Annotated in this window: 17 protein-coding genes; 7 read left to right on the forward strand and 10 right to left on the reverse strand. The window is 77.1% G+C overall.

Features of this window, described 5'->3' with window-relative positions; translation table 11 throughout:
* Position 1: 1 nt before the first annotated feature.
* Genes KPL60_RS06390 through KPL60_RS06400 form a run of 3 tightly spaced genes read right to left on the reverse strand, consistent with a single transcriptional unit; the run spans position 2 to position 5,735 of the window.
* Positions 2 to 934, reverse strand: a complete 933-nt coding sequence (locus KPL60_RS06390; RefSeq protein WP_226357035.1) for an aldose 1-epimerase family protein — start codon at positions 932 to 934, stop codon at positions 2 to 4.
* A 26-nt stretch (positions 935 to 960) separates the two neighbouring features.
* Positions 961 to 4,512, reverse strand: coding sequence for an AAA family ATPase (locus KPL60_RS06395; protein ID WP_226365217.1), 3,552 nt, complete (start codon positions 4,510 to 4,512; stop codon positions 961 to 963).
* Positions 4,509 to 5,735 carry a DNA repair exonuclease gene (locus KPL60_RS06400; protein ID WP_226365218.1) on the reverse strand — a complete coding sequence of 409 codons (1,227 nt, stop codon included), beginning with the start codon at positions 5,733 to 5,735 and terminating at the stop codon, positions 4,509 to 4,511. Before KPL60_RS06400 ends, KPL60_RS06395 begins: the two co-directional genes overlap by 4 nt.
* 223 nt (positions 5,736 to 5,958) lie before the next feature.
* On the opposite strand from KPL60_RS06400, the gene KPL60_RS06405 reads away from it, so the two are divergent.
* Together KPL60_RS06405 and KPL60_RS06410 are read left to right on the forward strand one after the other, a co-directional pair.
* Entirely contained in the window at positions 5,959 to 6,141 is a 183-nt protein-coding gene (locus tag KPL60_RS06405; protein WP_226357032.1) for a hypothetical protein, read from the forward strand.
* Positions 6,138 to 6,365 carry a hypothetical protein gene (locus tag KPL60_RS06410; RefSeq protein WP_226357031.1) on the forward strand — a complete coding sequence of 76 codons (228 nt, stop codon included), beginning with the start codon at positions 6,138 to 6,140 and terminating at the stop codon, positions 6,363 to 6,365. Before KPL60_RS06405 ends, KPL60_RS06410 begins: the two co-directional genes overlap by 4 nt.
* A 6-nt stretch (positions 6,366 to 6,371) precedes the next feature.
* Here the strand turns inward: KPL60_RS06410 and nhaA are convergent, their stop codons facing one another.
* The 3 genes from nhaA to edd form a co-directional block, all read right to left on the reverse strand.
* Entirely contained in the window at positions 6,372 to 7,604 is a 1,233-nt protein-coding gene (gene nhaA, locus KPL60_RS06415; RefSeq protein ID WP_374228658.1) for a Na+/H+ antiporter NhaA, read from the reverse strand.
* A 97-nt stretch (positions 7,605 to 7,701) separates the two neighbouring features.
* Positions 7,702 to 8,319 carry a bifunctional 4-hydroxy-2-oxoglutarate aldolase/2-dehydro-3-deoxy-phosphogluconate aldolase gene (eda, locus tag KPL60_RS06420; RefSeq protein ID WP_226365220.1) on the reverse strand — a complete coding sequence of 206 codons (618 nt, stop codon included), beginning with the start codon at positions 8,317 to 8,319 and terminating at the stop codon, positions 7,702 to 7,704.
* 9 nt (positions 8,320 to 8,328) lie between these two features.
* Positions 8,329 to 10,170 (reverse strand): phosphogluconate dehydratase, encoded by a 1,842-nt coding sequence (gene edd / locus KPL60_RS06425; protein ID WP_226365221.1) that lies wholly within the window; start codon positions 10,168 to 10,170, stop codon positions 8,329 to 8,331.
* A gap of 139 nt (positions 10,171 to 10,309) precedes the next feature.
* On the opposite strand from edd, the gene KPL60_RS06430 reads away from it, so the two are divergent.
* The gene (locus tag KPL60_RS06430) at positions 10,310 to 11,488 is read left to right on the forward strand and encodes an ROK family transcriptional regulator (RefSeq protein WP_226365222.1); all 1,179 of its coding nucleotides are present in this window, start codon (positions 10,310 to 10,312) and stop codon (positions 11,486 to 11,488) included.
* Positions 11,489 to 11,493: 5 nt separating this feature from the next.
* Here KPL60_RS06430 and KPL60_RS06435 read toward each other — a convergent pair whose 3' ends face one another.
* Positions 11,494 to 12,231 (reverse strand): GNAT family N-acetyltransferase, encoded by a 738-nt coding sequence (locus tag KPL60_RS06435; protein ID WP_226357026.1) that lies wholly within the window; start codon positions 12,229 to 12,231, stop codon positions 11,494 to 11,496.
* Between the two features lie 122 nt (positions 12,232 to 12,353).
* Here KPL60_RS06435 and galK point away from each other — a divergent pair, with 122 nt between their 5' ends.
* Both galK and zwf read left to right on the forward strand, forming a co-directional pair.
* On the forward strand, positions 12,354 to 13,490 hold the full coding sequence (galK, locus tag KPL60_RS06440; RefSeq protein WP_226365223.1) for a galactokinase: 1,137 nt from the start codon (positions 12,354 to 12,356) through the stop codon (positions 13,488 to 13,490).
* Between the two features lie 140 nt (positions 13,491 to 13,630).
* Positions 13,631 to 15,127 carry a glucose-6-phosphate dehydrogenase gene (gene zwf / locus KPL60_RS06445; RefSeq protein ID WP_224402564.1) on the forward strand — a complete coding sequence of 499 codons (1,497 nt, stop codon included), beginning with the start codon at positions 13,631 to 13,633 and terminating at the stop codon, positions 15,125 to 15,127.
* Here the strand turns inward: zwf and cobM are convergent.
* Genes cobM through cobT form a run of 3 tightly spaced genes read right to left on the reverse strand, consistent with a single transcriptional unit; the run spans position 15,121 to position 18,845 of the window.
* Positions 15,121 to 15,912: a precorrin-4 C(11)-methyltransferase gene (gene cobM / locus KPL60_RS06450; RefSeq protein ID WP_226357023.1), complete on the reverse strand. Its 792-nt coding sequence runs from the start codon at positions 15,910 to 15,912 to the stop codon at positions 15,121 to 15,123. The genes zwf and cobM overlap by 7 nt on opposite strands.
* 10 nt (positions 15,913 to 15,922) lie before the next feature.
* A complete protein-coding gene (gene cbiE / locus KPL60_RS06455) occupies positions 15,923 to 17,134 on the reverse strand; it encodes a precorrin-6y C5,15-methyltransferase (decarboxylating) subunit CbiE (protein ID WP_226365224.1) in 1,212 nt (403 codons plus the stop codon).
* On the reverse strand, positions 17,127 to 18,845 hold the full coding sequence (cobT, locus tag KPL60_RS34560; RefSeq protein ID WP_308016673.1) for a nicotinate-nucleotide--dimethylbenzimidazole phosphoribosyltransferase: 1,719 nt from the start codon (positions 18,843 to 18,845) through the stop codon (positions 17,127 to 17,129). Before cobT ends, cbiE begins: the two co-directional genes overlap by 8 nt.
* Before the next feature lie 129 nt (positions 18,846 to 18,974).
* Here cobT and KPL60_RS06470 point away from each other — a divergent pair, with 129 nt between their 5' ends.
* Positions 18,975 to 19,334, forward strand: a complete 360-nt coding sequence (locus KPL60_RS06470) for a YchJ family metal-binding protein (RefSeq protein ID WP_226365225.1) — start codon at positions 18,975 to 18,977, stop codon at positions 19,332 to 19,334.
* A gap of 107 nt (positions 19,335 to 19,441) precedes the next feature.
* Entirely contained in the window at positions 19,442 to 20,074 is a 633-nt protein-coding gene (locus tag KPL60_RS06475) for a hypothetical protein (RefSeq protein ID WP_226365226.1), read from the forward strand.
* Positions 20,075 to 20,154: the final 80 nt, after the last annotated feature.

Genomic DNA, 20,154 nt, shown 5'->3' on the forward strand with positions numbered 1-20,154 from the left:
ATCACCCGGTGGCGTGGACGCCCCAGCGCAGCACCTGGGACTCGCCGGGGACGAGCTCGATCAGGTCGGTGCCCGAGTTCAGCGCGTCCGGCGGGCAGGTCATCGGCTCGACCGCGATCGCCCGCGACGGCGTCACGACCCCGTCCGGGCCCTGGCGCGGGAAGTCCGACGGGGTGAAGACCTGCACCCAGCCGAACGCCGCGTCGGCCCACAGCTCGGTGCCGCCGCCGTCCCGGGACCCGACGCGGTGCCGGACCCGGCCGTCGGCGCCGCCGTCCGGGCCGTCGCCGGGGGTGCAGCCGCCGAACGCGCTGTCCAGGACCAGCCCGGCGAGCCGGGTCCGGGAGACCGCGCCGTCCAGCGGCCGCGCCGGGCCGTCCGGGAGCTGGTCGCGCAGCGGCAGCTCGGTCCGCGCGGACAGGGTCAGCTCCAGCTCGTCGGTCGGCACGTCACCGACCCGCAGGTACGGGTGGAAGCCGAGGCCGAACGGGACGGGCGCGTCCCCGAGGTTCTCCACCTCGGTGGTGACGGTGAGCCCGTCGCGGCCGACGGCGTAGGTCACCGTGACCCGCACCGGCTGCGGCCAGCCGGGCTGCACCGGCGCGACGGCGGTCAGCGTGATCCGGTCCCCCGCCCGCTCCACCGGGGTCCAGGTCACGTGCCGCAGCAGGCCGTGGATGGCGTTGCCGGCGTCCGGCTCGGTCAGCGCGAGCTGCCTGCGGGTCCCGCGGTGGGTCCAGGCGCCGCCGCGGACCCGGTTCGGCCAGGGCGCGAGCACCGCGCCGGAGCCCTTCGGCGGGCGGGCCGTGGGCGGGTGCGGCTCGACCCGGACCCGGCCGCCCTGGGAGAACCCGGCCAGCGCCGCCCCGACCTCGTCGACCTCGGCCCGGGAGTCGCCGCTGACGATCACGAACCGTTCACCGCACGCGTCCACGTCGGCAGTCTCCGTGATCGCCCCGCTCAGCCGGCCAGCGGGGTGGCGCGGGCGGTGTCGGCGTCGCCGACGACCTCGACCGGGGCGGGCGGCCCCAGCTCGGCGACGGTGAACCCGACGCCCGCGTCGCGGGCGAGGCCGACGACGTGCTCGTGGTGGGTGAACAGCAGCACCTGCGCGGTGGCGGCCAGCTCCCCCAGCACGGCGACGGCGGCGGCGCCGCGCTCGTCGTCGAAGGTCATGAGGACGTCGTCGAACACGACCGGCACCGTCGGCAGCCCGGCGGCGACCCGGTCGGCCTGCAGCTGCTCGATCCCGGCCAGGCGCAGCGCGAGGTGCACCTGGTCGGCGGTGCCCTCCGAGAGCCGGGTCGGGGCGAGCTCCTCGCCGTCGGCGCGTACCGCGACCAGGCTGCGTCCGGCGCCGCCCGCCTCGGCCGGGGGCCGCAGCGCGACGAACCGGCCGCCGGTGAGGCGTTCGAGCACCACCCCGGCACGGACCAGCAGCGGGGAGGCGTGGCTGCGCTCGTAGGCCTCCAGCTCGCGGCGCAGGATCTCGCGCTGCAGGTGCAGCACCAGGTAGCGCTCCGCGGCGTCGGCGACGCCGGCCAGCTCGGACTGGGCGCGGGCGTGCAGCTCGGCGGCCCCCTCGGCCTCCTCCAGCTCGCGGCGCCGGGCCCGCAGCCCGCCCAGCTGCTCGCGCACCTCGTCCTGCTCGGCGCCGAGGTCGCGCTCGTGGGTCTCGGCCCGGTCGAGCGCCTCGGTCAGCGCGCCGGGCTCGGTGTCCGGGGCGGCGGCGACCAGCTCGGCGGCGTCGAGGTCGGGGGCGGCGGCGGCCAGCAGCCGCTCCTGCTCGGCGATGCGGACGTCGAGCCCGGCGACGTGCGCGCCGCGCTGTGCCGCGGCCTCCAGCCCGCCCGGCTCCGGGGCCTCGGTCAGCGCCAGCTCGACGGCGAGCCGGTCCAGCACCGCGGTGGCCGCGGCCGCGCTGCGGGCGGCCCGGGTGACGTCGTCCTCGGCGGCGGCGATGCCGTCGTCGAGGTGGCCTGCCGACACCGCGGCCTTGGTGACCTCGCGGACGCGGTCGGCGAGCTCGCCGAGCCGGTCCGCGGCCGCGGTGCCGGTCGGTGCGGGCTCGAGGTGCCGCTCCACCAGCGCGACGACGGCCCGGCCGTGGGCGGCGACGGAGCGCTCCAGGCGGCGGGCCTCCTCGTCGTCCTGGCGGGCGAGCGCCCCCGCGGTGCGGGCGTCGGCGACGGTGTCGCGGCGGGTGTCCCAGCCCGCGGGCTCCAGGTCGGTGGGCAGCCCGGCGCCGCGCAGCGCGAACCGCCAGCGCTGGGTGGCCAGCTCCCGTTCGTGGCGTGCGGCGTCGGCCGCTCCCCCGGCGCGTTCGGCCTCGCTGCGCAGCCGGGCCAGCAGCACCCGCCGGTCCCGGGCGTGCTCGGCCTCGGTGGCGAGGTCGGCGGCCGCGACGAGCAGCACGTCCAGCGGGGCGCCGTCGCGCGGGCGCCCGGCCGCGGCGAGCGCGGAGCCCAGCGCCCGTTCCTGCACCTCGGCCTGGTCGCGCAGCCGGGCCAGGCGCTCGTCGGCGCGGGCGGCGTCGTCCTCGGCGCGGGCGGCCTCGGCCAGCGCGGCGACGACGGCGTCGGCGTCGTCCGGGTCGGGGACGGCGACGCCGTGCGCCCGCCACAGCGTCGCCCAGGCCGCGCCGGCGGCGGCGGTGCGCTCCCCGGCCGCGGCGGAGGCGGCCGCGGTGCGGGCGGCCTCGGCGTCGGCGGTGTCGAGCTCGGCGTCGCGGTGGGCCAGCTCGGCGACCCGGTCCGCGGAGGCGATCATGTCGTCGGCGACCCGGTCGGCCCCGGCGAGCGCGGCGGACAGCCTGCCCGCGGCCGCGGCGGCGCCGTCCGGGCCCGCGGCGAGCAGCTGCTCCAGCGCGGTGTCGCGGGCGGCGCGGGCCGCGGCGAGCGCGTCCGCGCCGACCGGGCGGCCGTCGGCGGCCACCCCGTCGCGGGCGGCCCGGGCGCGGTGCGCGCGGTCCGCGGCGTCCGCGGCGGCCCGCTCGGCGCCGCGCTGGTCCTGCTCGGCGGTGCGCAGTGCGGCCCGCAGCTCCCGGACCTCGCGGCGCGGCGGGGCCAGCACGCCCCGGGTGCCGGGGGGGCCGTCGGGGGTGCCGTCGGGAGTGCCGCGGTACCCGGCCGCGGCGAGCGCCTCGGCGCGCCGGGTGCGGGCGCCGTCACGGTCGGCGACGGCGGAGCGGCACAGCGCGGCGGCGGAGCCCTCGGCCTCGATCGCGCGGCGGACCTCGGCGACCCGGCCGACCCGGTCGGCGTCGAGACCACCCGGGACGTCGGCCACCTCGCGGACCTCGGCGAGCGCATCGGTGTGCAGCCGCTCCGCGCGGGTCTGCTCGGCGAGCGCCTCGGTGAGGCGGCGGGCGTGCTCGTCGAGGTCGCGGGCCCGGTCGGCCGGCAGGTGGACGGCGGCGAGCCGGTCGGCGGGGCTGCGCCCGTCCTCGGCGACCAGCCCGGCCAGCGCGGTCTCGGCACGGCGGTGGGCCTCGGCGGCGTCGGCGCGCAGCCGGGCCGCCCGCTCGGCGTCGGCGCGGCGGGCCTGGGCGGCGGACTCCAGCTCGCGGACCCGGGTGGCGTCGGCGAGCAGGTCCTCGTCGAGGTCGAGCTCGGCGCGGCGGGCCCGCAGCGCGTCGGCGGTGGCGCGGTGCTCGTCGCGGGCGGTCTCGGCGTCGGCCAGCGCGGCGGTGGCGTGGGTGTACTCCTCCAGCGAGGCCGCGTCGAGGGCGGCGCCGGTCGCGCACAGGGCGGCGCGCTCGGCGCGCAGCGCGGCCAGCTCCCGGGCCGGGTCCTGGCCGCGGACGGCCTGCCGGGCCCGGTCCGCCGCCCCCGCCGCCCCGCGACGGGTGCGGGTCAGCTCCGCGGCGCGGCGCTCCAGCCGGGCGATCTCCTCGGCCAGCGCGGTGACCTCACCGGCCCGCGACACCCGCTCCCCCACGGCCTTCTCGGTCTCGGTGAACCGGGCGAACGCCGCGCGCACCTCGACCGACCGGTTGCCCCGGTGGTCCTTGAACAGGGCGTCGGCCTCGGTGTCCAGCGCGGCGATCAGGGCGCGGGCGTCGCGGCCGCTGCGGGCGGTGAAGACCAGCTCGGCGAGGTCCCCCTCCCCCGCGCACAGTGCCCGGCCGCCCTCGCGCAGCTCCTCGTGGCCGAGCCCGAAGCCCTCCCGCCAGCGGCGCCGGGCGTCGGCACCGGACTCGCCCCAGGGCGCGTCGGCGACGGCGCCGGTGTCGTCGTGCAGGCCGCGGGTGGTGCGGCGCAGCACGGTCTCGCCGGAGGGACCGGCGACCCGGGCCGACACGGCCAGCCGCGACGGGCCGACGGCGTAGGCGTGGCGCACCGGGCGGGGCATCCCCCACAGCAGGTCGGACAGGGCGTCGAGCAGGGTGGTCTTGCCGGCCTCGTTGGGCCCGGACACGATCGTCAGACCGTCGCCGAGGGTCAGCTCGCGACCCTCGTAGGCGCCGTAGCGCTCCAGGACCAGGGTGCGCAGCCGCGCGGTCGTGCTCACGACCCGGCCATCCGGGCCAGCAGCTGCTGCTCGGCCTGGCGGGCCAGCGCGGCGAGGCGCTCGTCGTCGCGCAGGTCCAGCAGGCCCGCCTCGCGCAGCCGGCGGCCGACCTCGCGTTCCAGCGGGGCGGCGAGCTCGCGGATCCGGTCCGGCTCGGCGGCCAGGCCGGCCGCGGCGGCGGACACCGCGGCGGTCAGCTCCGGGTCGACGGCGAGCGCCCCGGCGGGCGGGCGGGTGCGGTTGCGGACCTTCTCCAGCACCGCGCCGCAGCGCTCGGCGAGCAGCTCCAGCTCGGTGCGGACCCCCTCGGCGGAGGTGAGGTCCGCGGCGGCCGGCCCGGCACCGTGCAGCGTCACCTGGGCGACGACGGTGCGCGGCGCGGCGGCGGCGCACCGCTCGCGCAGCGCGGACTCGACGGCCTCGTAGACCTCGTCGGCGCCGCCGAGCCCGGCGATGTCGACCTCGACGAGCTCCCAGCGGGCGACGTCGAGGACCAGCGGGGTGACCGTCGCCCACCGCTCGGGGGCGGCGTCGACGAGCAGGGCGCCCTTCGCGCCGCGCTCCTGCGGGTGGCGGCCCTGCAGGTTCCCGGAGAACCAGGCCGGGTGCGGGCCCTCGCAGACGGCGCGCTGCTCGTGCACGTGGCCGAGGGCGAAGTACTCGTAGCCGCAGCCGGACAGGTCCTCGGGGCGGCAGGGGGCGTAGGTGTCGTGCCGGTCGTCGCCCTGCACCGAGGTGTGCAGCATCCCGACGTTGACCAGGCCGGGGATGCGGTCGGGGTAGGCGGGGACGAGGTTCTCCAGCACCGCGCGGCGGGCGAAGCCCTGGCCGTGCACGGCGAGGCCGAGGTCGTCGTCGACGACGGTCTCGGGGGCGTCCACCGAGAGCCGGTGGGTGTTGGGCGGGAGCCGCAGCGACCGGGTGATCTCGGACTCGGCGTCGTGGTTGCCGCTGATGAGGAACACCGGGAGGCCCTCGTCGTGCAGCCGCGACAGCTGCCGGACGAAGAACGCGCCGGTCGCGTAGTCCTTCCAGTCGCCGTCGTAGACGTCGCCGGGCAGCACCAGCGCCTCGGCCCGGGAGTCGACGACCGCGTCGACGAGGTTCTCGCAGGCCCGCCGGGTCGCCGCGCGCAGCGTCGCGGCGAGCTCGGAGTCGCCGAGCCGCGACAGGCCGCGCAGCGGGCTGTCGAGGTGCAGGTCGGCGGCGTGCACGAAGCGCACGGAGGAACTCCCGGAGCGGTCGGGTACGGGGAACCGCCGAGTCTAGGACGGGGCCCCCACCGTTCCCCGCCGCGACACCGCCCGCCCGCTCACCGATGACGACGTCGCAGGTCAGGTGGGGCGGGCCACACAGCGGCGCCGGTCACGTTCCGGTGTCCGGATGATGGCCGGTGGGTAGATCCTGGCCGTCCGATCCCGAGAGAGAGCCGCGAGGTCGAGCCCGATGATCCAGCTCTGCGAGCGCTGCTTCGCCCCCGTCGACGCCGCGACCGAACGCGTCTACCGGTTGTCCCACATCGAGTCGGCCGACGCGGCCGGCGAGGTGACCTGGCGCGAGGCCGTCGTGCACGTCGCGGCGTGTGTCCCCGCGGGCACCGTCGTCCCGGCCGGGCGGTGGGCCGCGTGATCCGGGACGCGCTGTGCGAGCGCTGCCTCAACCCGATCGACCCCACCCGCGAGCCGCTGCGGCTGAGGACCCACGGCGGGACCGCGGCCGACGGCGGACCGGCCCGCAGCTTCGTGCACGCCCTGCCGTGCGTGCGCCCGGACACCGGTGACTGGGACCGCGGTCGTCGTGGCCTGTCGCCGGCCGCAGTGCGGCACGCCGCCGCCCGCGCCGACCACCGCTGACCCGGCTCAGCCCGCCCGGCGGCGGTGGTGGGCGTTGCGGGCGCGCAGGACCACCGTCGCGAGCAGCGCCGCGAGCAGTGAGCCGCACAGCACGCCGATCTTGACGTGGTCGTCCTGCGGGGTCCCGGTCCCGAAGGCGAGCTCGCCGACCAGCAACGACACGGTGAACCCGATGCCGGCCAGCTGTGCGAGGCCGAGCAGGTCCCACCAGGACAGGTCGTCGGACAGCCGGGCCCGGGTGCACCGCTGCACCAGCCAGGTCGCACCGAGGACCCCGACGGTCTTGCCGACCACCAGTCCGGCGACGACGCCGAGGGTGACGGTGTCGAGCAGGGCGGCGCCGATCCCCCCGCCGTCACCGCCGACGACGGTCACCCCGGCGGCGAAGAACGCGAACACCGGCACCGCGAACCCGGCCGACCACGGGCGCCACCGGTGCTCGAAGTGCTCCGACAGCGACACCCCGTGCACCCGGTGCCGCCCCAGGACCGGCACCGCGAACCCGAGCAGGACCCCGGCGACGGTGGCGTGCACCCCGGAGGAGTGGACCAGCACCCAGGCGGCCGCGGCGAGCGGCGCCAGCGCCCACCAGGACCGGACCCCGCGCTGCACGGCCAGGGTGAACAGCGCGAGCGGGACGAGCGCACCGAGCAGCGCGGGCACCGACAGCTGCTCGGTGTAGAACACGGCGATGATCGTGATGGCCAGCAGGTCGTCGACGACGGCGAGGGTGAGCAGGAAGGTCCGCAGCGCGGTGGGCAGGTGCGTCCCGATGACGGCGAGCACCGCGAGCGCGAACGCGATGTCGGTGGCGGTCGGGATCGCCCAGCCGACCAGGGCCCCGGGGTTCGCGAGGTTGATCGCGACGTAGATCAGCGCGGGCACCGCCATGCCGCCGACGGCCGCCGCGACCGGGAGCAGCGCCGTGCGCGGGTCGCGCAGGTCACCGGCCAGGAACTCGCGCTTGAGCTCCAGCCCGACGACGAAGAAGAACACCGCCAGCAGGCCGTCGGCGGCCCAGGTCGCGAGCGAGAGGTCCAGGTGCAGCGCGGCGGGCCCGACGGTCAGCTCGGACAGCGCGGTGTAGGCGTCGCGCCAGGGCGAGTTGGCGAACAGCAGCGCGACCGCGGCCGCCACGACGAGCAGGACGCCCCCGACGGTCTCGGTGCGCAGCACGTCGCCGACGCGGCGGGCGGTACGGGAGGTGTTCACGGGGCTCCGGGGAGGTCGGGCGGGCAGGAGGCATCGCTCGCCGACCAGACTTCCCGGCACACCGGAGGGGACCCTACCGTCGCGGCCCCGGGGGCGGACCCCTCGTCCCGCCCCCGGGCGCCGGTCAGCCGAGGGCGGCGGCCGCGGCCGCCAGCCCGCGGATCCGGTCGACGTCGCCCGCGGCGACGGCGTCGGCCGGGGTCAGCCAGGAGCCCCCGACGCAGGAGACGTTGGGCAGGGCCAGGTAGCCCGGTGCCGAGTCGACGGTGATCCCCCCGGTCGGGCAGAACCGCAGGTCCGGCAGCGGCCCGGCGACCGACCTCAGGAACGGGCGCCCGCCCGCGGCCTCGGCGGGGAAGAACTTGCAGGCGGTGTGGCCGCGCTCGGCGACGGCCATCATCTCCGAGATCGTCGCGGTGCCGGGCAGGAAGTCCAGCCCGGAGTCCTCCATCGCGTCGAGCAGCCGCGGCGTCGCACCGGGGCTGACCAGGAAGCGGGCGCCCGCGTCGACCGAGGCGCGGACGTCGTCGGGGGTGCGGACGGTCCCGGTGCCGACGACGGCGTCGGGCACCTCGGCCGCGATCCGGCGGACGGCCTCGAGCGCGGCCGGGGTCCGCAGGGTCACCTCGATGACCGGCAGCCCGCCGTCCACCAGGGCACGGGCGAGCGGGACGGCCGTCGCGGCGTCGGGCAGCACGACGACGGGGACGACGGGGGCCAGCTCCAGCAGCTTCTCGCTCACGGGGTCCTCTCAGTAGGGCAGGGCGACGGTCGCGCCGGTGTCGGCGGGCCCGACGGCGGCGCGGAACGCGGCGAACAGCTCGCGTCCGGTGCCGGTCGTCGGACCGGACGGGCCGGCGGGCCGGGCGGGCTCGCGGGCGTCGAACTCGTCGGCGTCGACCAGCAGGGACAGGGTGCCGTTCAGGGTGTCCAGGCGTACCAGGTCGCCGTCGCGCACGTTCCGCAGCGGTCCGCCCTGCGCGGCCTCCGGGGTGACGTGCAGCGCGGCGGGGACCTTGCCCGAGGCGCCGGACATGCGGCCGTCGGTGACGATCGCGACCTGGTGCCCGCGGTCCTGCAGCAGCCCCAGCGCGGGGGTCAGCTTGTGCAGCTCGGGCATGCCGTTGGCGCGCGGTCCCTGGTACCGGACGACGGCGACCAGGTCACGCCCGTCGAGCTCGCCCGCGGCGAACGCGGCCAGCAGGTCGTCCTGGTCGTCGAAGACCACGGCCGGGGCCTCGACGACGCGGTGGTCGGGCTCGACGGCGGAGGTCTTGACCACCGAGCGGCCGAGGTTGCCGTGCAGCACGCGCAGCCCGCCGTCCGGGGAGAACGGGTCGGCGACCGAGCGCAGCACCGACTTGTCCAGGCTCTCCGTGGTGCCCTCACGCCACACCAGGGTGTCCCCGTCGAGGAAGGGCTCGCGGGTGTAGCGGGACAGGCCGGGGCCGTCGACGGTGCGGACGTCGTCGTGGGCCAGGCCGTGGTCGAGCAGCTCGCGGATCAGCAGCGCCGTGCCGCCGGCGGCGTGGAAGTGGTTCACGTCGGCCTTGCCGTTGGGGTAGATCCGGGCCAGCAGCGGCACGACGGCGGACAGGTCCGAGAAGTCGTCCCAGGTGATCTGCACGCCCGCGGCGGCGGCCATCGCGACCAGGTGCATCGTGTGGTTGGTGGAGCCGCCGGTGGCCAGCAGCGCGACGATCCCGTTGACCACGGCCTTCTCGTCGACGACCGCACCCATCGCCTTGTCCGGGTCGCCCGCAGCGTCGAGCGCGCGGCGGGCGACCTCGTCGGTCAGGGCGTCGCGCAGCGCGGTGCCGGGGTTGACGAACGACGACCCCGGCAGGTGCAGGCCCATGACCTCCATCAGCAGCTGGTTGGAGTTCGCGGTGCCGAAGAAGGTGCAGGTCCCGGGGCCGTGGTAGCTGGCCGACTCGGCCTCGAGCAGCTCGGCGCGGTCGGCCTCGCCCGCGGCGAACGCCTGCCGGACGCGGGCCTTCTCCTTGTTCGGCAGGCCCGAGGTCATCGGGCCTGCGGGGGCGAGCAGCACCGGCAGGTGCCCGAAGGACAGCGCGCCCATCACCAGCCCGGGGACGATCTTGTCGCAGACCCCGAGCAGCACCGCGGCGTCGAACATGTCGTGGCTCAGCGCGACGGCGGTGGACAGGGCGATGACGTCGCGGGAGAACAGCGACAGCTCCATGCCGGCGCGGCCCTGGGTGATGCCGTCGCACATGGCGGGGACCCCGCCGGCGACCTGGGCGACCCCGCCCGCGGCCCGGGCCGCGGCCTTGATCCGAGCGGGGTAGGTCTCGAACGGCTGGTGGGCCGAGAGCATGTCGTTGTAGGCGGTGACGATGCCGATGTTGCGGGCGGGCGACGCGGTGAGCGTCAGCTTGTCCGGCCCGCACGCGGCGACGGCGTGGGCGAGGTTGGCGCAGCCGAGGTCGGCGCGGCCGGGGCCGGCGGCGGGCCCCGCGGCGGCGGCCGCGCGGATGCGCTCGAGGTAGGCGGCGCGGGTGGTGGCCGAGCGGGCGGTCACCCGCCGGGTGACGGCGTCGACGACGGGGTGCAGCGGGACGGAAGCGGTCACGGTACGTCGATCTCCAGGTGGTGGGGTGCGTGGCGAACCGTTCGATAAGCACTCTACCGACTGACTTATGTACTCACAAGACGTTAGTGAGACCCGATCAGCGTTCTACCAGGTCGAAGCCCTGTGGTTCACTGGACGAATGCGAGGACGCACCCCGACCAGCGCGCCCGCCACGGCGGGCGAGATCTTCCGGCTGGTCCGGGACGGCGTGGCCGGGACCCGGACCGAGATCGGTCGCGAGACCGGCCTGTCCCGGACCGCGGTCGCCGCGCGCGTCGACCGGCTGCTCGCCGACGGCCTGGTCACCGAGGTGGTCGGCGCCGCCGCGACCGGCGGACGGCCCGCCGCGCGCCTGGAGTTCAACGCCGCGGGCGGCACCGTGCTGGCGCTGTCGGTCGGCGTCAGCCGGTCCAAGGCCGCCGTGTGCGACCTGTCCGGCGCCGTGCTCGCCGAGGAGGTCGTGGACATCCCCGCCTCCGCCGGGCCGGAGCATCTGCTCTCCGAGGCGGTCATCCGGCTGGAGAAGCTGCTGCTCACCGCCGGGGTCGACGACGCGACGATCCGCGGCATCGGGCTGTCGGTCCCCGGCACCGTGGACGGCGCGCAGGGCTGGTCGGTGGGCGTCCCCGCGCTGCCCGGCTGGGAGCGGATCGCGCTGCCGCCGCTGCTCACCGCCCGCTTCCCCGCCCCGGTGCTGGTCGACAACGACGTGAACGTCATGGCCCTGGCCGAACACGACGCCCACCCCGACGTCGACGACCTGCTGATGGTCAAGATCGGGTCCGGGGTCGGCGCCGGGCTCGTCTGCGGCGGGGTGCTGCAGCGCGGCGCCTGGGGTGCGGCGGGCGAGATCGGGCACACCCCGGTCCACGACGGGCCGGGCATCGGCTGCGGCTGCGGCAACATCGACTGTCTGGAGGTGCTGGCCTCGGGCCGCGCCCTGGTGCGCGACCTCGCCGAGTGCGGGCAGCCGGTCACCGCGATCGCCGACGTCGTCGCGCTGGTCAAGCAGGGCGACCCGGACGCGGTGCGGCTGGTGCGCATCGCCGGGCGCCGGCTCGGCGAGGTCCTCGCCGCCGCGGTGAACCTGGTCAACCCCGCGCTGGTCGCGATCGGCGGGGACCTGGTCGGGGCGTTCGACCCGCTCGTCGCGGGTGTGCGGGAGGCGATCTACCGGCGCTCGATGGCCGCGGCCACCCAGAACCTGCGCATCGAGCCGGGCCTGCTCAGCGGGCGGTCGGGCGTGATGGGCTGCGCGATCCTGGTGCTCGACGAGGTGCTCTCCCCCGGCTCCGTCGACGCCGCCCTGTCGGCCTGAGCCGCTCAGCGGTGCGGCGCGCGGAGCAGGTCGAACCGCATCGTGCGCGACAGCGTGAACCCCATCGCCTCGTAGAGCCGGATCGCGCCGTGGTTGTCCGCGGCCGCGTGCAGCACCGGGCGCTCGCCGCGGGCGACGATCCCGGCGGCGACGGCGTCGACCAGCCGGCGGGCCAGCCCCCGGCCCCGGAACTCCGGGTCGGTGCAGACCGCGCTGATCTCGGTCGCCCCGGCGGCGCCGTCGCCGCCGATGCGCATGCGCTCCCCCGCCATCGCGACCAGCCGGCCGTCGTGGCGGACGCCGAGGTAGCGGCCCAGCTCGGCGGTGCGCGCCAGCCAGGGCCCGGGCCGGGTGCGGCCGGTCAGCTCCGCCATCTCCGCCCGGTCCGGCGGCCCCAGCTCGACGAGGTCGTCCGCGGCCGCGCCCGGCACCGCGGCGCCGTCCATCTGTACCCCGGGGAACGCGCGCAGCAGCTCCCAGCCCGCCGGGATCCGCGGCGGCCCGGCGGCGGCGCGCACCACCACGACCTCGCTGCCCGGCGCGCAGAGCGCCGCGAGATCGGCCCAGTCCCCGGCGCGGCCGTGCCCGTCGGCGTCGAGCGGGAGCGCCGCGAACGGCGACACCTCCGGGTCGAAGCGCACCGCGGCACCGCGGGTCGCGCCGAAGCCGGCCAGCCGCCCGCGCAGGGCGGAGGCCACCGGGTCGGTCAGGGCGGTGTCGAGGCAGTCGGGGGCGTCGGGCACGGCCGTCATCGTGCCCCGGCGCCCCGGCCGTCCGGCGCAGGGGTCGGCTACCGTGCCCGCGCCCCCGGCCACCCGCCGCGCACCCACCTCCCGACCAACACCCTCGTTCGACCGGAGCCGCCATGTCCACCGTCGCCGACGCCTTCGCCACCCGTCACGGGGCGGCCCCGACCGGGGTCTGGTTCGCCCCCGGGCGGGTCAACCTGATCGGCGAGCACACCGACTACAACGACGGCTTCGTGCTGCCCTTCGCGCTGCCGCACCGGGCCGTCGTCGCCGCGGCACCCGCGACCGGGGGCCGCAGCCGGGTCCGCTCGGTGCAGGAGCCGGGCGCCCCGGTGGAGTTCTCCGCGGCGTCGGTGGTGCCGGGCGAGGTGCCCGGCTGGGCGGCCTACGTGGCCGGGACCTGCTGGGCGTTCCGCGAGGCCGGCTACCCGGTGGGCGAGGTGGAGCTGGAGCTGGACTCCGACGTGCCGGTCGGGGCCGGGCTGTCGTCGTCGGCGGCGGTGGAGTGCGCGGTCGGCGTCGCGCTCGCCGGGCTCGCCGGGGCCGACGTCGACCCGACCACGCTGGCCCGGATCGCGCGGCGCGCGGAGAACGAGTTCGTCGGCGCCCCCACCGGCGGCATGGACCAGATGGCCTCGATGCACGGCCGCGCCGGCCGGCTGGTGTTCCTCGACACCCGCGACGACACCGTCGAGCTGGTCCCCTTCGACCTGCCGGCGCACGACCTGGAGCTGCTGGTCATCGACACGCGGGCGCCGCACGCGCACGCCTCGGGCGAGTACGGCGCCCGGCGCGCCGACTGCGAGGCCGCGGCCGCCGCCCTCGGCGTCCCGGCCCTGCGGGACGCGGGCCCGGACGACCTGCCCCGGATCGCCGACGAGCGGATCCGCCGCCGGGCCCGGCACATCGTGACCGAGAACGCCCGGGTCACCGAGACCGTGCGGCTGCTGTCCGGCGGCGCGGACCCGCGGGCGATCGGGCCGCTGCTCGACGCGTCGCACACCTCGATGCGCGACGACTTCGAGATCACCGTCCCGCACGTCGACGTGGCCGTCGAGGCGGCCCGCGACGGCGGCGCGACCGGCGCGCGGATGACCGGCGGCGGCTTCGGCGGCTGCGTGATCGCGCTGGTCGAGGCCGACGGGGCGGCCGCGGTCACCGCCTCGGTGCGGGAGGCCTACGCGCAGCGCGGCTGGGCCGAGCCGGTCGTGTTCCCGGGCACGCCGTCGGACGGGGCGGGCCGGCTGGCCTGACCGGGGACCCCTTCCGCCTTTCGCGAGCGGAACGGAATCGGTACAGTACGGAAGTGCCCCGTCACGCGGGCCCTGGCACCGCTCGACCCGCACCCGTTCGCTTACCGAGGAGACGGCTCGTGCCGCACCCCCTTCCCGTCATGGACCCCGCCGACGTCGTCGTGTTCGGCGGCACCGGCGATCTCGCGATGCGCAAGCTGCTGCCCGCGCTCTACCTCCGCGACCGCGACGGCCAGCTCGCCGACGACACCCGCATCGTCGCCGTGTCCCGTTCCGGGCTCGACGACCCCGGCTACCGCGACAAGGTCGACTCCGAGCTGCGGCGCACCGCGCCGCGCTGGGCCGGCCCCGACGCCTGCGCCGACGACGCGCAGCACCACCGCTTCCTGGACCGGCTCCACCACGTGACCCTCGACGTCGCCGACGACGACTGGTCGCTGCTGTCGGGCCTGATCGGGGCGCCCTCCCCGGGGCGCACCCGGGTGCTCTACCTCGCCTCCGCCCCGCAGCTGTTCGGGCGGATCTGCGTCGGCAGCGCGGCCGCCGGCATCGTCGACGACCGCACCCGCGTGGTGCTGGAGAAGCCGCTGGGCACCGACCTGGCCTCGGCGCAGGCGATCAACGACGAGGTCGGCTCGGTCTTCGCCGAGGAGCAGATCTACCGGATCGACCACTACCTCGGGAAGGAGACGGTGCAGAACCTGCTGGTCCTGCGCTTCGGCAACTCCCTGTTCGAGCCGCTGTGGAACGCCTCGCAGATCGACCACGTGCAGATCACCGTCGCCGAGTCGATCGGCGTCGGGAACCGCGCCGACTACTACGACGGCTCCGGCGCGCTGCGCGACATGGTGCAGAACCACCTGCTGCAGCTGCTGTGCCTGGTCGCGATGGAGCCGCCCGCCAAGATCGACGGCGAGGGCGTGCGCGACGAGAAGCTGAAGGTCCTGCAGTCGCTACGGCCGCTCGACGGCCCCGACGTCGTGCGCGACACCGTGCGCGGGCAGTACGCCGAGGGCCTCGTCGACGGCACCGCGGTGCCCGGCTACGCCACCGAGCTGGCCGAGTCCCGCGCCGGGACCCCGCGCGAGCGGGAGCGGTCCTCCACCGAGACCTTCGTGGCGCTGCGCGCCGAGGTCGCCAACTGGCGCTGGGCCGGGGTGCCGTTCTACCTGCGCACCGGCAAGCGGCTGGCGACGCACGCGTCGGAGATCGTGGTGCAGTTCAAGCCGGTCCCGCACTCGATCTTCCCGGCGTTCGGCGAGGAGATCCCGGCCAACCGGCTCGTCCTGCGGCTGCAGCCCGACGAGGGTGTGCGCCTGCACATGACGGCCAAGCAGCCCGGCCCCGGCGGGATCCGCCCGATCCCGGCGCCGCTGGACCTGAGCTTCGCCCGCACCTTCGGCGACCGACTGCCCGACGCCTACGAGCGGCTGCTCATGGACGTGCTGCGCGGCAACCCGACGCTGTTCATGCGCCGCGACGAGATCGAGGCCGCGTGGCGGTGGGCCGAGCCGATCCTGCGGACCTGGGAGGCGACCGACCAGCGGCCGCGCCCCTACACCGCGGGCAGCCACGGCCCGGCCTCGGCCACCGCGCTGATCGAGCGCGACGGCCGGGCCTGGCACGAGGACTACTGACCGGGGACGTCCTGCCCCGCGGGCTGCCACACCGCGGTCTCCGGGGCACGGCAGCGGCCGTCGCTGTAGAGGTGCGAGTCCGGGAAGTGCCGGGCCGCCAGCGCCTCCCCGACGATGATCACGGCGGTGCGCTGGATCCCGGCCTCGTCGACGGCCTTGGGCATCTGCTCCAGGGTCCCGCGCAGCACGATCTCGTGCGCACGCGACGCGTGCGCCACCACCGCGGCCGGGCAGTCGCCGCCGTAGGAGGGGGCCAGGGCGTCGACGACCTCGGCGATGCGGTGCACGGCCAGGTGCAGCACCACGGTGCCGCCGGCGGCGCCCAGCTTGTCGAGTCCCTCGTTCTCCGGCATCGGCGTCGCGCGCGCCGCGATCCGGGTGAGGGTGACGGTCTGGGCGACCGTGGGGACGGTGAGCTCGCGGCCCAGCGCCGCGGCCGCCGCCGCGTAGGCGGGGACGCCGGGGCACACGTCGTAGGGCACGCCCTCGGCCTCGAGCCTGCGCATCTGCTCGGCCATCGCCGAGAACACCGACGGGTCGCCGGAGGCGAGCCGGGCGACGTCGAGCCCGTGCCGGTGGGCGCGGACCATCTCGTCGAGGATCTCGTCGAGCGTCATCAGCGCGGTGTCGACGGTGCGGGCGCCGGGCGGGCAGATCTCCAGCATCTCCGGCGGCACCAGGCTGCCCGCGTAGAGGCAGACCGGCGCGGCCGCGATGAGGTCGCGGGCCCGCAGCGTCAGCAGGTCGACCGCACCGGGTCCGGCCCCGATGAAGTGCACCGTCACAGCTCGGTCCTCACAGCACGTTCCTCCAGCTCCACAGGGTCACGGGCATGGCGGGGCGCCATCCGTGGAAGCCGCCGACGGGGACGGCGCGGGCGACCTGCACCCGGACGAGGTCCCCGCCGTGCGCGGCGTGGGCGGCGGCCAGCGCCGCCTCGGTCTGGACGGTGACCGCGTTGGCGACCAGACGTCCGCCCGGGCCCAGCGCGGCCAGGCAGGCGTCGAGGACGCCCGCGCGGGTCAGCCCGCCGCCGACGAACACGACGTCGGGCCGTTCCAGCCCGGCCAGCACGTCCGGCGCGGGACCGGTCACCACCCGCAGGCCGGGGACGCCGAGCGCCGCGGCGTTGGCGGCGACCCGGTCGGCGCGCTCGGGGCGGGTCTCGACGGCGATCGCGCGGCACCGCGGGTGCGCCCGCATCCACTCGATGCCGATCGACCCGGACCCGGCGCCGACGTCCCACAGCAGCTCCCCCGCGCGCGGCGCGAGGTGGGCGAGGGTGACGGCGCGGACCTCGCGCTTGGTGAGCTGACCGTCGTGGTCGTAGGTGTCGTCGGGCAGGCCGGGCGTCTCCCCCGGCGGGACCAGCCCGGCGTCGGGGACGCACTCGAGCGCGACGACGTTCAGCGCGTCCGCGTCGCCCCGCCAGGCCGCGGCGGTGGCCGACACCCGGCGCTCGTCGGGCGCGCCGAGCCGCTCCAGCACCGTCATCCGCGAGCCGCCCCATCCGGCGCCGGCGAGCAGCCCGGCGATCTCGGTGGGTGACCCGGCTCCGGCCGAGAGCACGACCAGCCGGGCGCCCGGGGCCAGCGCGCGGCGCAGCGCGTCGAGCGGGCGGCCGACGACGCTCAGTACCGCCACGTGCTCCGAGCCCCAGCCCAGCCGGGCGCAGGCCAGCGCCACCGACGACGGGTGGGTCAGCACCCGCAGCCGGTCCGGCCCGGCGACGCGGGCCAGCGTGGCGCCGATCCCGAAGAACATCGGGTCGCCGGAGGCGAGCACCGCGACGCGCCGGTCGGCGAGGGAGTCGAGGATCCCCGGCAGCGCCGGGACCAGCGGCGACGGCCACGCCCGGCGCTCCCCCGCCACGTCGGCGGGCAGCAGGTCGAGCTGGCGGGGCCCGCCGAGCAGCACCTCGGCGTCGCGCAGCGCGTCGCGGTGGGTCTCCGGCAGCCCGGCCCAGCCGTCGGCGCCGACCCCGACGACGGTGAGCGGGTCACCCACCGGTCTTGTCCGTGACCCCGGCGGCGTCGAAGGTGGCGACGTCGGCCATCGCCCGCGCCGCGCCCTGCAGCACCGGCAGCGCGAGCAGCGCGCCGGTGCCCTCGCCGAGGCGCATGTCGAGCTCCAGCAGCGGCGCGAGGCCGAGGTGGTCGAGGGCGAGCGCGCCGCCCGGCTCGGCGGAGCGGTGCCCGCCCAGGCAGTAGCCGACGACGTCCGGCGCGAACGCGGCGGCGACCAGGGCGGCGGAGCCGGCGATGACGCCGTCGAGCACCACCGGGGTGCGCAGCGCGGCGGCGCCCAGGACGAACCCGGCCAGCCCCGCGTGCTCCAGCCCGCCGACGGCGGCGAGCACCCCGAGCGGGTCGGCCGGGTCGGGCCGGTGCAGCTCCAGGGCGCGGCGCACGACGTCGGTCTTGCGGGCCAGGGTCTCGTCGTCGACGCCGGTGCCGCGCCCGGTCGCGACGGCCGGGTCGGCGCCGGTGAACGCGCACACCAGCGCGGCCGCGGCGGTGGTGTTGGCGATGCCCATGTCCCCGGTGAGCAGGCAGCGGTTCCCCGCGGCGACCAGGTCGCGGGCGACCTCGATGCCGTGCTCGAGCGCGGCGCGGGCCTGCTCGCGGGTCATTGCCGGGCCGGTGGTCATGTCGGCGGTGCCGCGGGCGACCTTGCGGGGCAGCAGGCCGGGCACCGGGTCGAGCTCGGCGGCCACCCCGACGTCGACGACGAGCACCTCCGCCCCGAGCTGGCGGGCGAACGCGTTCACCACCGCACCGCCCGCGGTGAAGTTCGCGACCATCTGTGCGGTGACCTCCTGCGGCCACGGGGTGACGCCCTGGGCGTGCACGCCGTGGTCGCCGGCGAAGATCGCGACCGCGGCCGGGGACGGCACCGGCGGCACCTCGGCCCCGGCGATCCCGGCGAGCGCGACGGCCACGTCCTCCACCCGGCCGAGCGCGCCGCGCGGCTTGGTCATCCGGTCGAGCCGGTCGCGGGCCGCGGACCGGGCGACGTCGTCGACCGGTGCGACGGCGTCCACGGTGGACTCCAGCAGCGCGGTGGGCGCGGCGCCGGGCAGCCCGCGGGCGCCCCAGGTGTCCTGGTGCACCGCCCAGTCCAGCGGGCGGCGACGGGCCCAGCCGTGCTGCTCGAGCTCGGGCCGGTCGGGGAAGGCGTCGACGTGGCCGACGCACAGGTAGGCGACGACCTCGACGTGCGCGGGCAGCCCGAGCAGCGCGCCGAGCTCGGTGAGGCCGTCGTCGCCGAAGAACGACACCCAGCCGACCCCGAGGCCCTCGGCGCGGGCGGCCAGCCACAGGTTCTGCACCGCGAGCGCGGCGGAGTAGGGGCCCATCTCGGGGCGTTCGTGGCGACCGAGGGTGTGCCGGCCGCCGCGGGTGGCGTCGGCGGTCACGACGACGTTCAGCGGGGTCTCGCGGATCGCCTCCACCCGGATCGCGCGCAGCGCCTCGGCGCGGGCGGCGGGCAGCGACGCGGCGTAGCGGTCGCGCTGGGCGGAGACGAGGGCGTGCACGCGCTCGCGGACGCCCGCGTCGCGGACCAGGACGAAGTCCCAGGGCTGGGAGAACCCGACGCTCGGGGCGGCGTGCGCGGCCTGCAGGACGCGGGTGAGGACGTCGTCGTCGACCGGGTCGGGCCGGAAGCCGGTGCGGACGTCGCGGCGGGAGTGCAGGACGTCGTAGAAGTCCGTCACGTCGGCATTCCTCCTGCGGTACACGGCTCGGCGACGGATGAGACGACCACACGTCCGTAGAGGTGGTCAACTGTCCCTTCGGGTCGGTCGGGCACCTCACATGTGCCGGATGGGGCATGCTCGACGACCGTGCTCTGCCCCTGCGGTACCGGCCGCCCCGAGGACACCTGCTGCACCCCCGTGCTCGCCGGGCGCCCCGCCGCCACGGCGGAGGCGCTGATGCGCAGCCGCTACACCGCCTTCGTGCGGGGCGACCGTGCGTACCTGCTGGCGTCGTGGCACCCGTCGACGCGTCCGCGACGGCTGCGGCTGGAGCCGGGGTCGGTGTGGACGGGGCTGGAGATCGTGGCGCGTTCGGGCGGGACGATGTTCTCCACCGACGGGACCGTCGAGTTCCGGGCCCACCGGACGGACGGGGTGCTGGCCGAGCGCAGCCGGTTCGTCCGGGAGGACGGGCGGTGGTTCTACGTCGACGGGGACGTCGGGTAGGCGCCTCATCAGAACTGGGGACTCCCTGCAACACGCCGGTCACCGCCCTCGACATGCCGACCGAACGGACCAGTCGGGTGCGGCCGGGCGGCGGAGATCGGGAGACCATGAACGTGCAGCAGTGGCAGTCCATGTCGGAGCGGGAGCGCGTCGAGTGGGCCCGCTTCCAGGAATGGCAGCACGCACAGTCCCGGCTCGCGCAGTCCCGGATCGCGCAGTCCCGGGTCACGCAGTCTCCGGTCCCGCAGCAGCGGGTGCCCTGGGCCGCGGCGGCCGCCCCGGTACCTACTCCGCGTCACGTGCAGCTCGGCTCCCGCACCGCCCGGCGTCTGCTGATGGCCGCCTCGTCCGGGATCGTCCTGGTCCTGGCGATGATCGTGATCGCGGCGATCGCCGATCTGGGGGCTCCGTCGACCCGCACCGTCTCCGGGGTCATGACGGTCGTGAGCGGCTCGGGGTCGCTCTATTCGGGCTCCTCCTACGGTGCCTGCACCCTGTCCGGTGGCTACGACGACATCACCGCCGGGACGACCGTGACCGTCCGGGACTCCTCCGGCACGATCGCCGGCGTCGGCGCGCTGGGCAGCGGGACGGGGAGCAGCTACGGGTGCGCCTTCTCGTTCACGGTGGACGACGTCCCGGTCTCGGACTTCTACACCGTGGAGGTGGGCCACCGCGGCGAGGTGACCTTCACCGACGCCGCCGTCCGGGACGGGGACCTCCGGCTCTCCCTGGGGTGAGGGGGCGGGCCGCGTCGCCGACGGCGTGCGACCCACACGACGGGGGCTCCGTGGGCGGCCCCATCGACACCGCGCACCGG

Origin of the sequence: Pseudonocardia sp. ICBG162, from assembly GCF_020496225.1 — a bacterium.
GTDB classification, from domain to species: domain Bacteria; phylum Actinomycetota; class Actinomycetes; order Mycobacteriales; family Pseudonocardiaceae; genus Pseudonocardia; species Pseudonocardia alni.

Bases quoted from the DNA above. Each gene is read 5' to 3' on its own strand.
- KPL60_RS06475 (WP_226365226.1), top strand. From the start codon at position 19,442: ATGAACGTGCAGCAGTGGCAGTCCATGTCGGAGCGGGAGCGCGTCGAG.
- KPL60_RS06430 (WP_226365222.1), top strand. From the start codon at position 10,310: ATGCGAGGACGCACCCCGACCAGCGCGCCCGCCACGGCGGGCGAGATC.
- galK (WP_226365223.1), top strand. From the start codon at position 12,354: ATGTCCACCGTCGCCGACGCCTTCGCCACCCGTCACGGGGCGGCCCCG.
- KPL60_RS06405 (WP_226357032.1), top strand. From the start codon at position 5,959: ATGATCCAGCTCTGCGAGCGCTGCTTCGCCCCCGTCGACGCCGCGACC.
- zwf (WP_224402564.1), top strand. From the start codon at position 13,631: ATGGACCCCGCCGACGTCGTCGTGTTCGGCGGCACCGGCGATCTCGCG.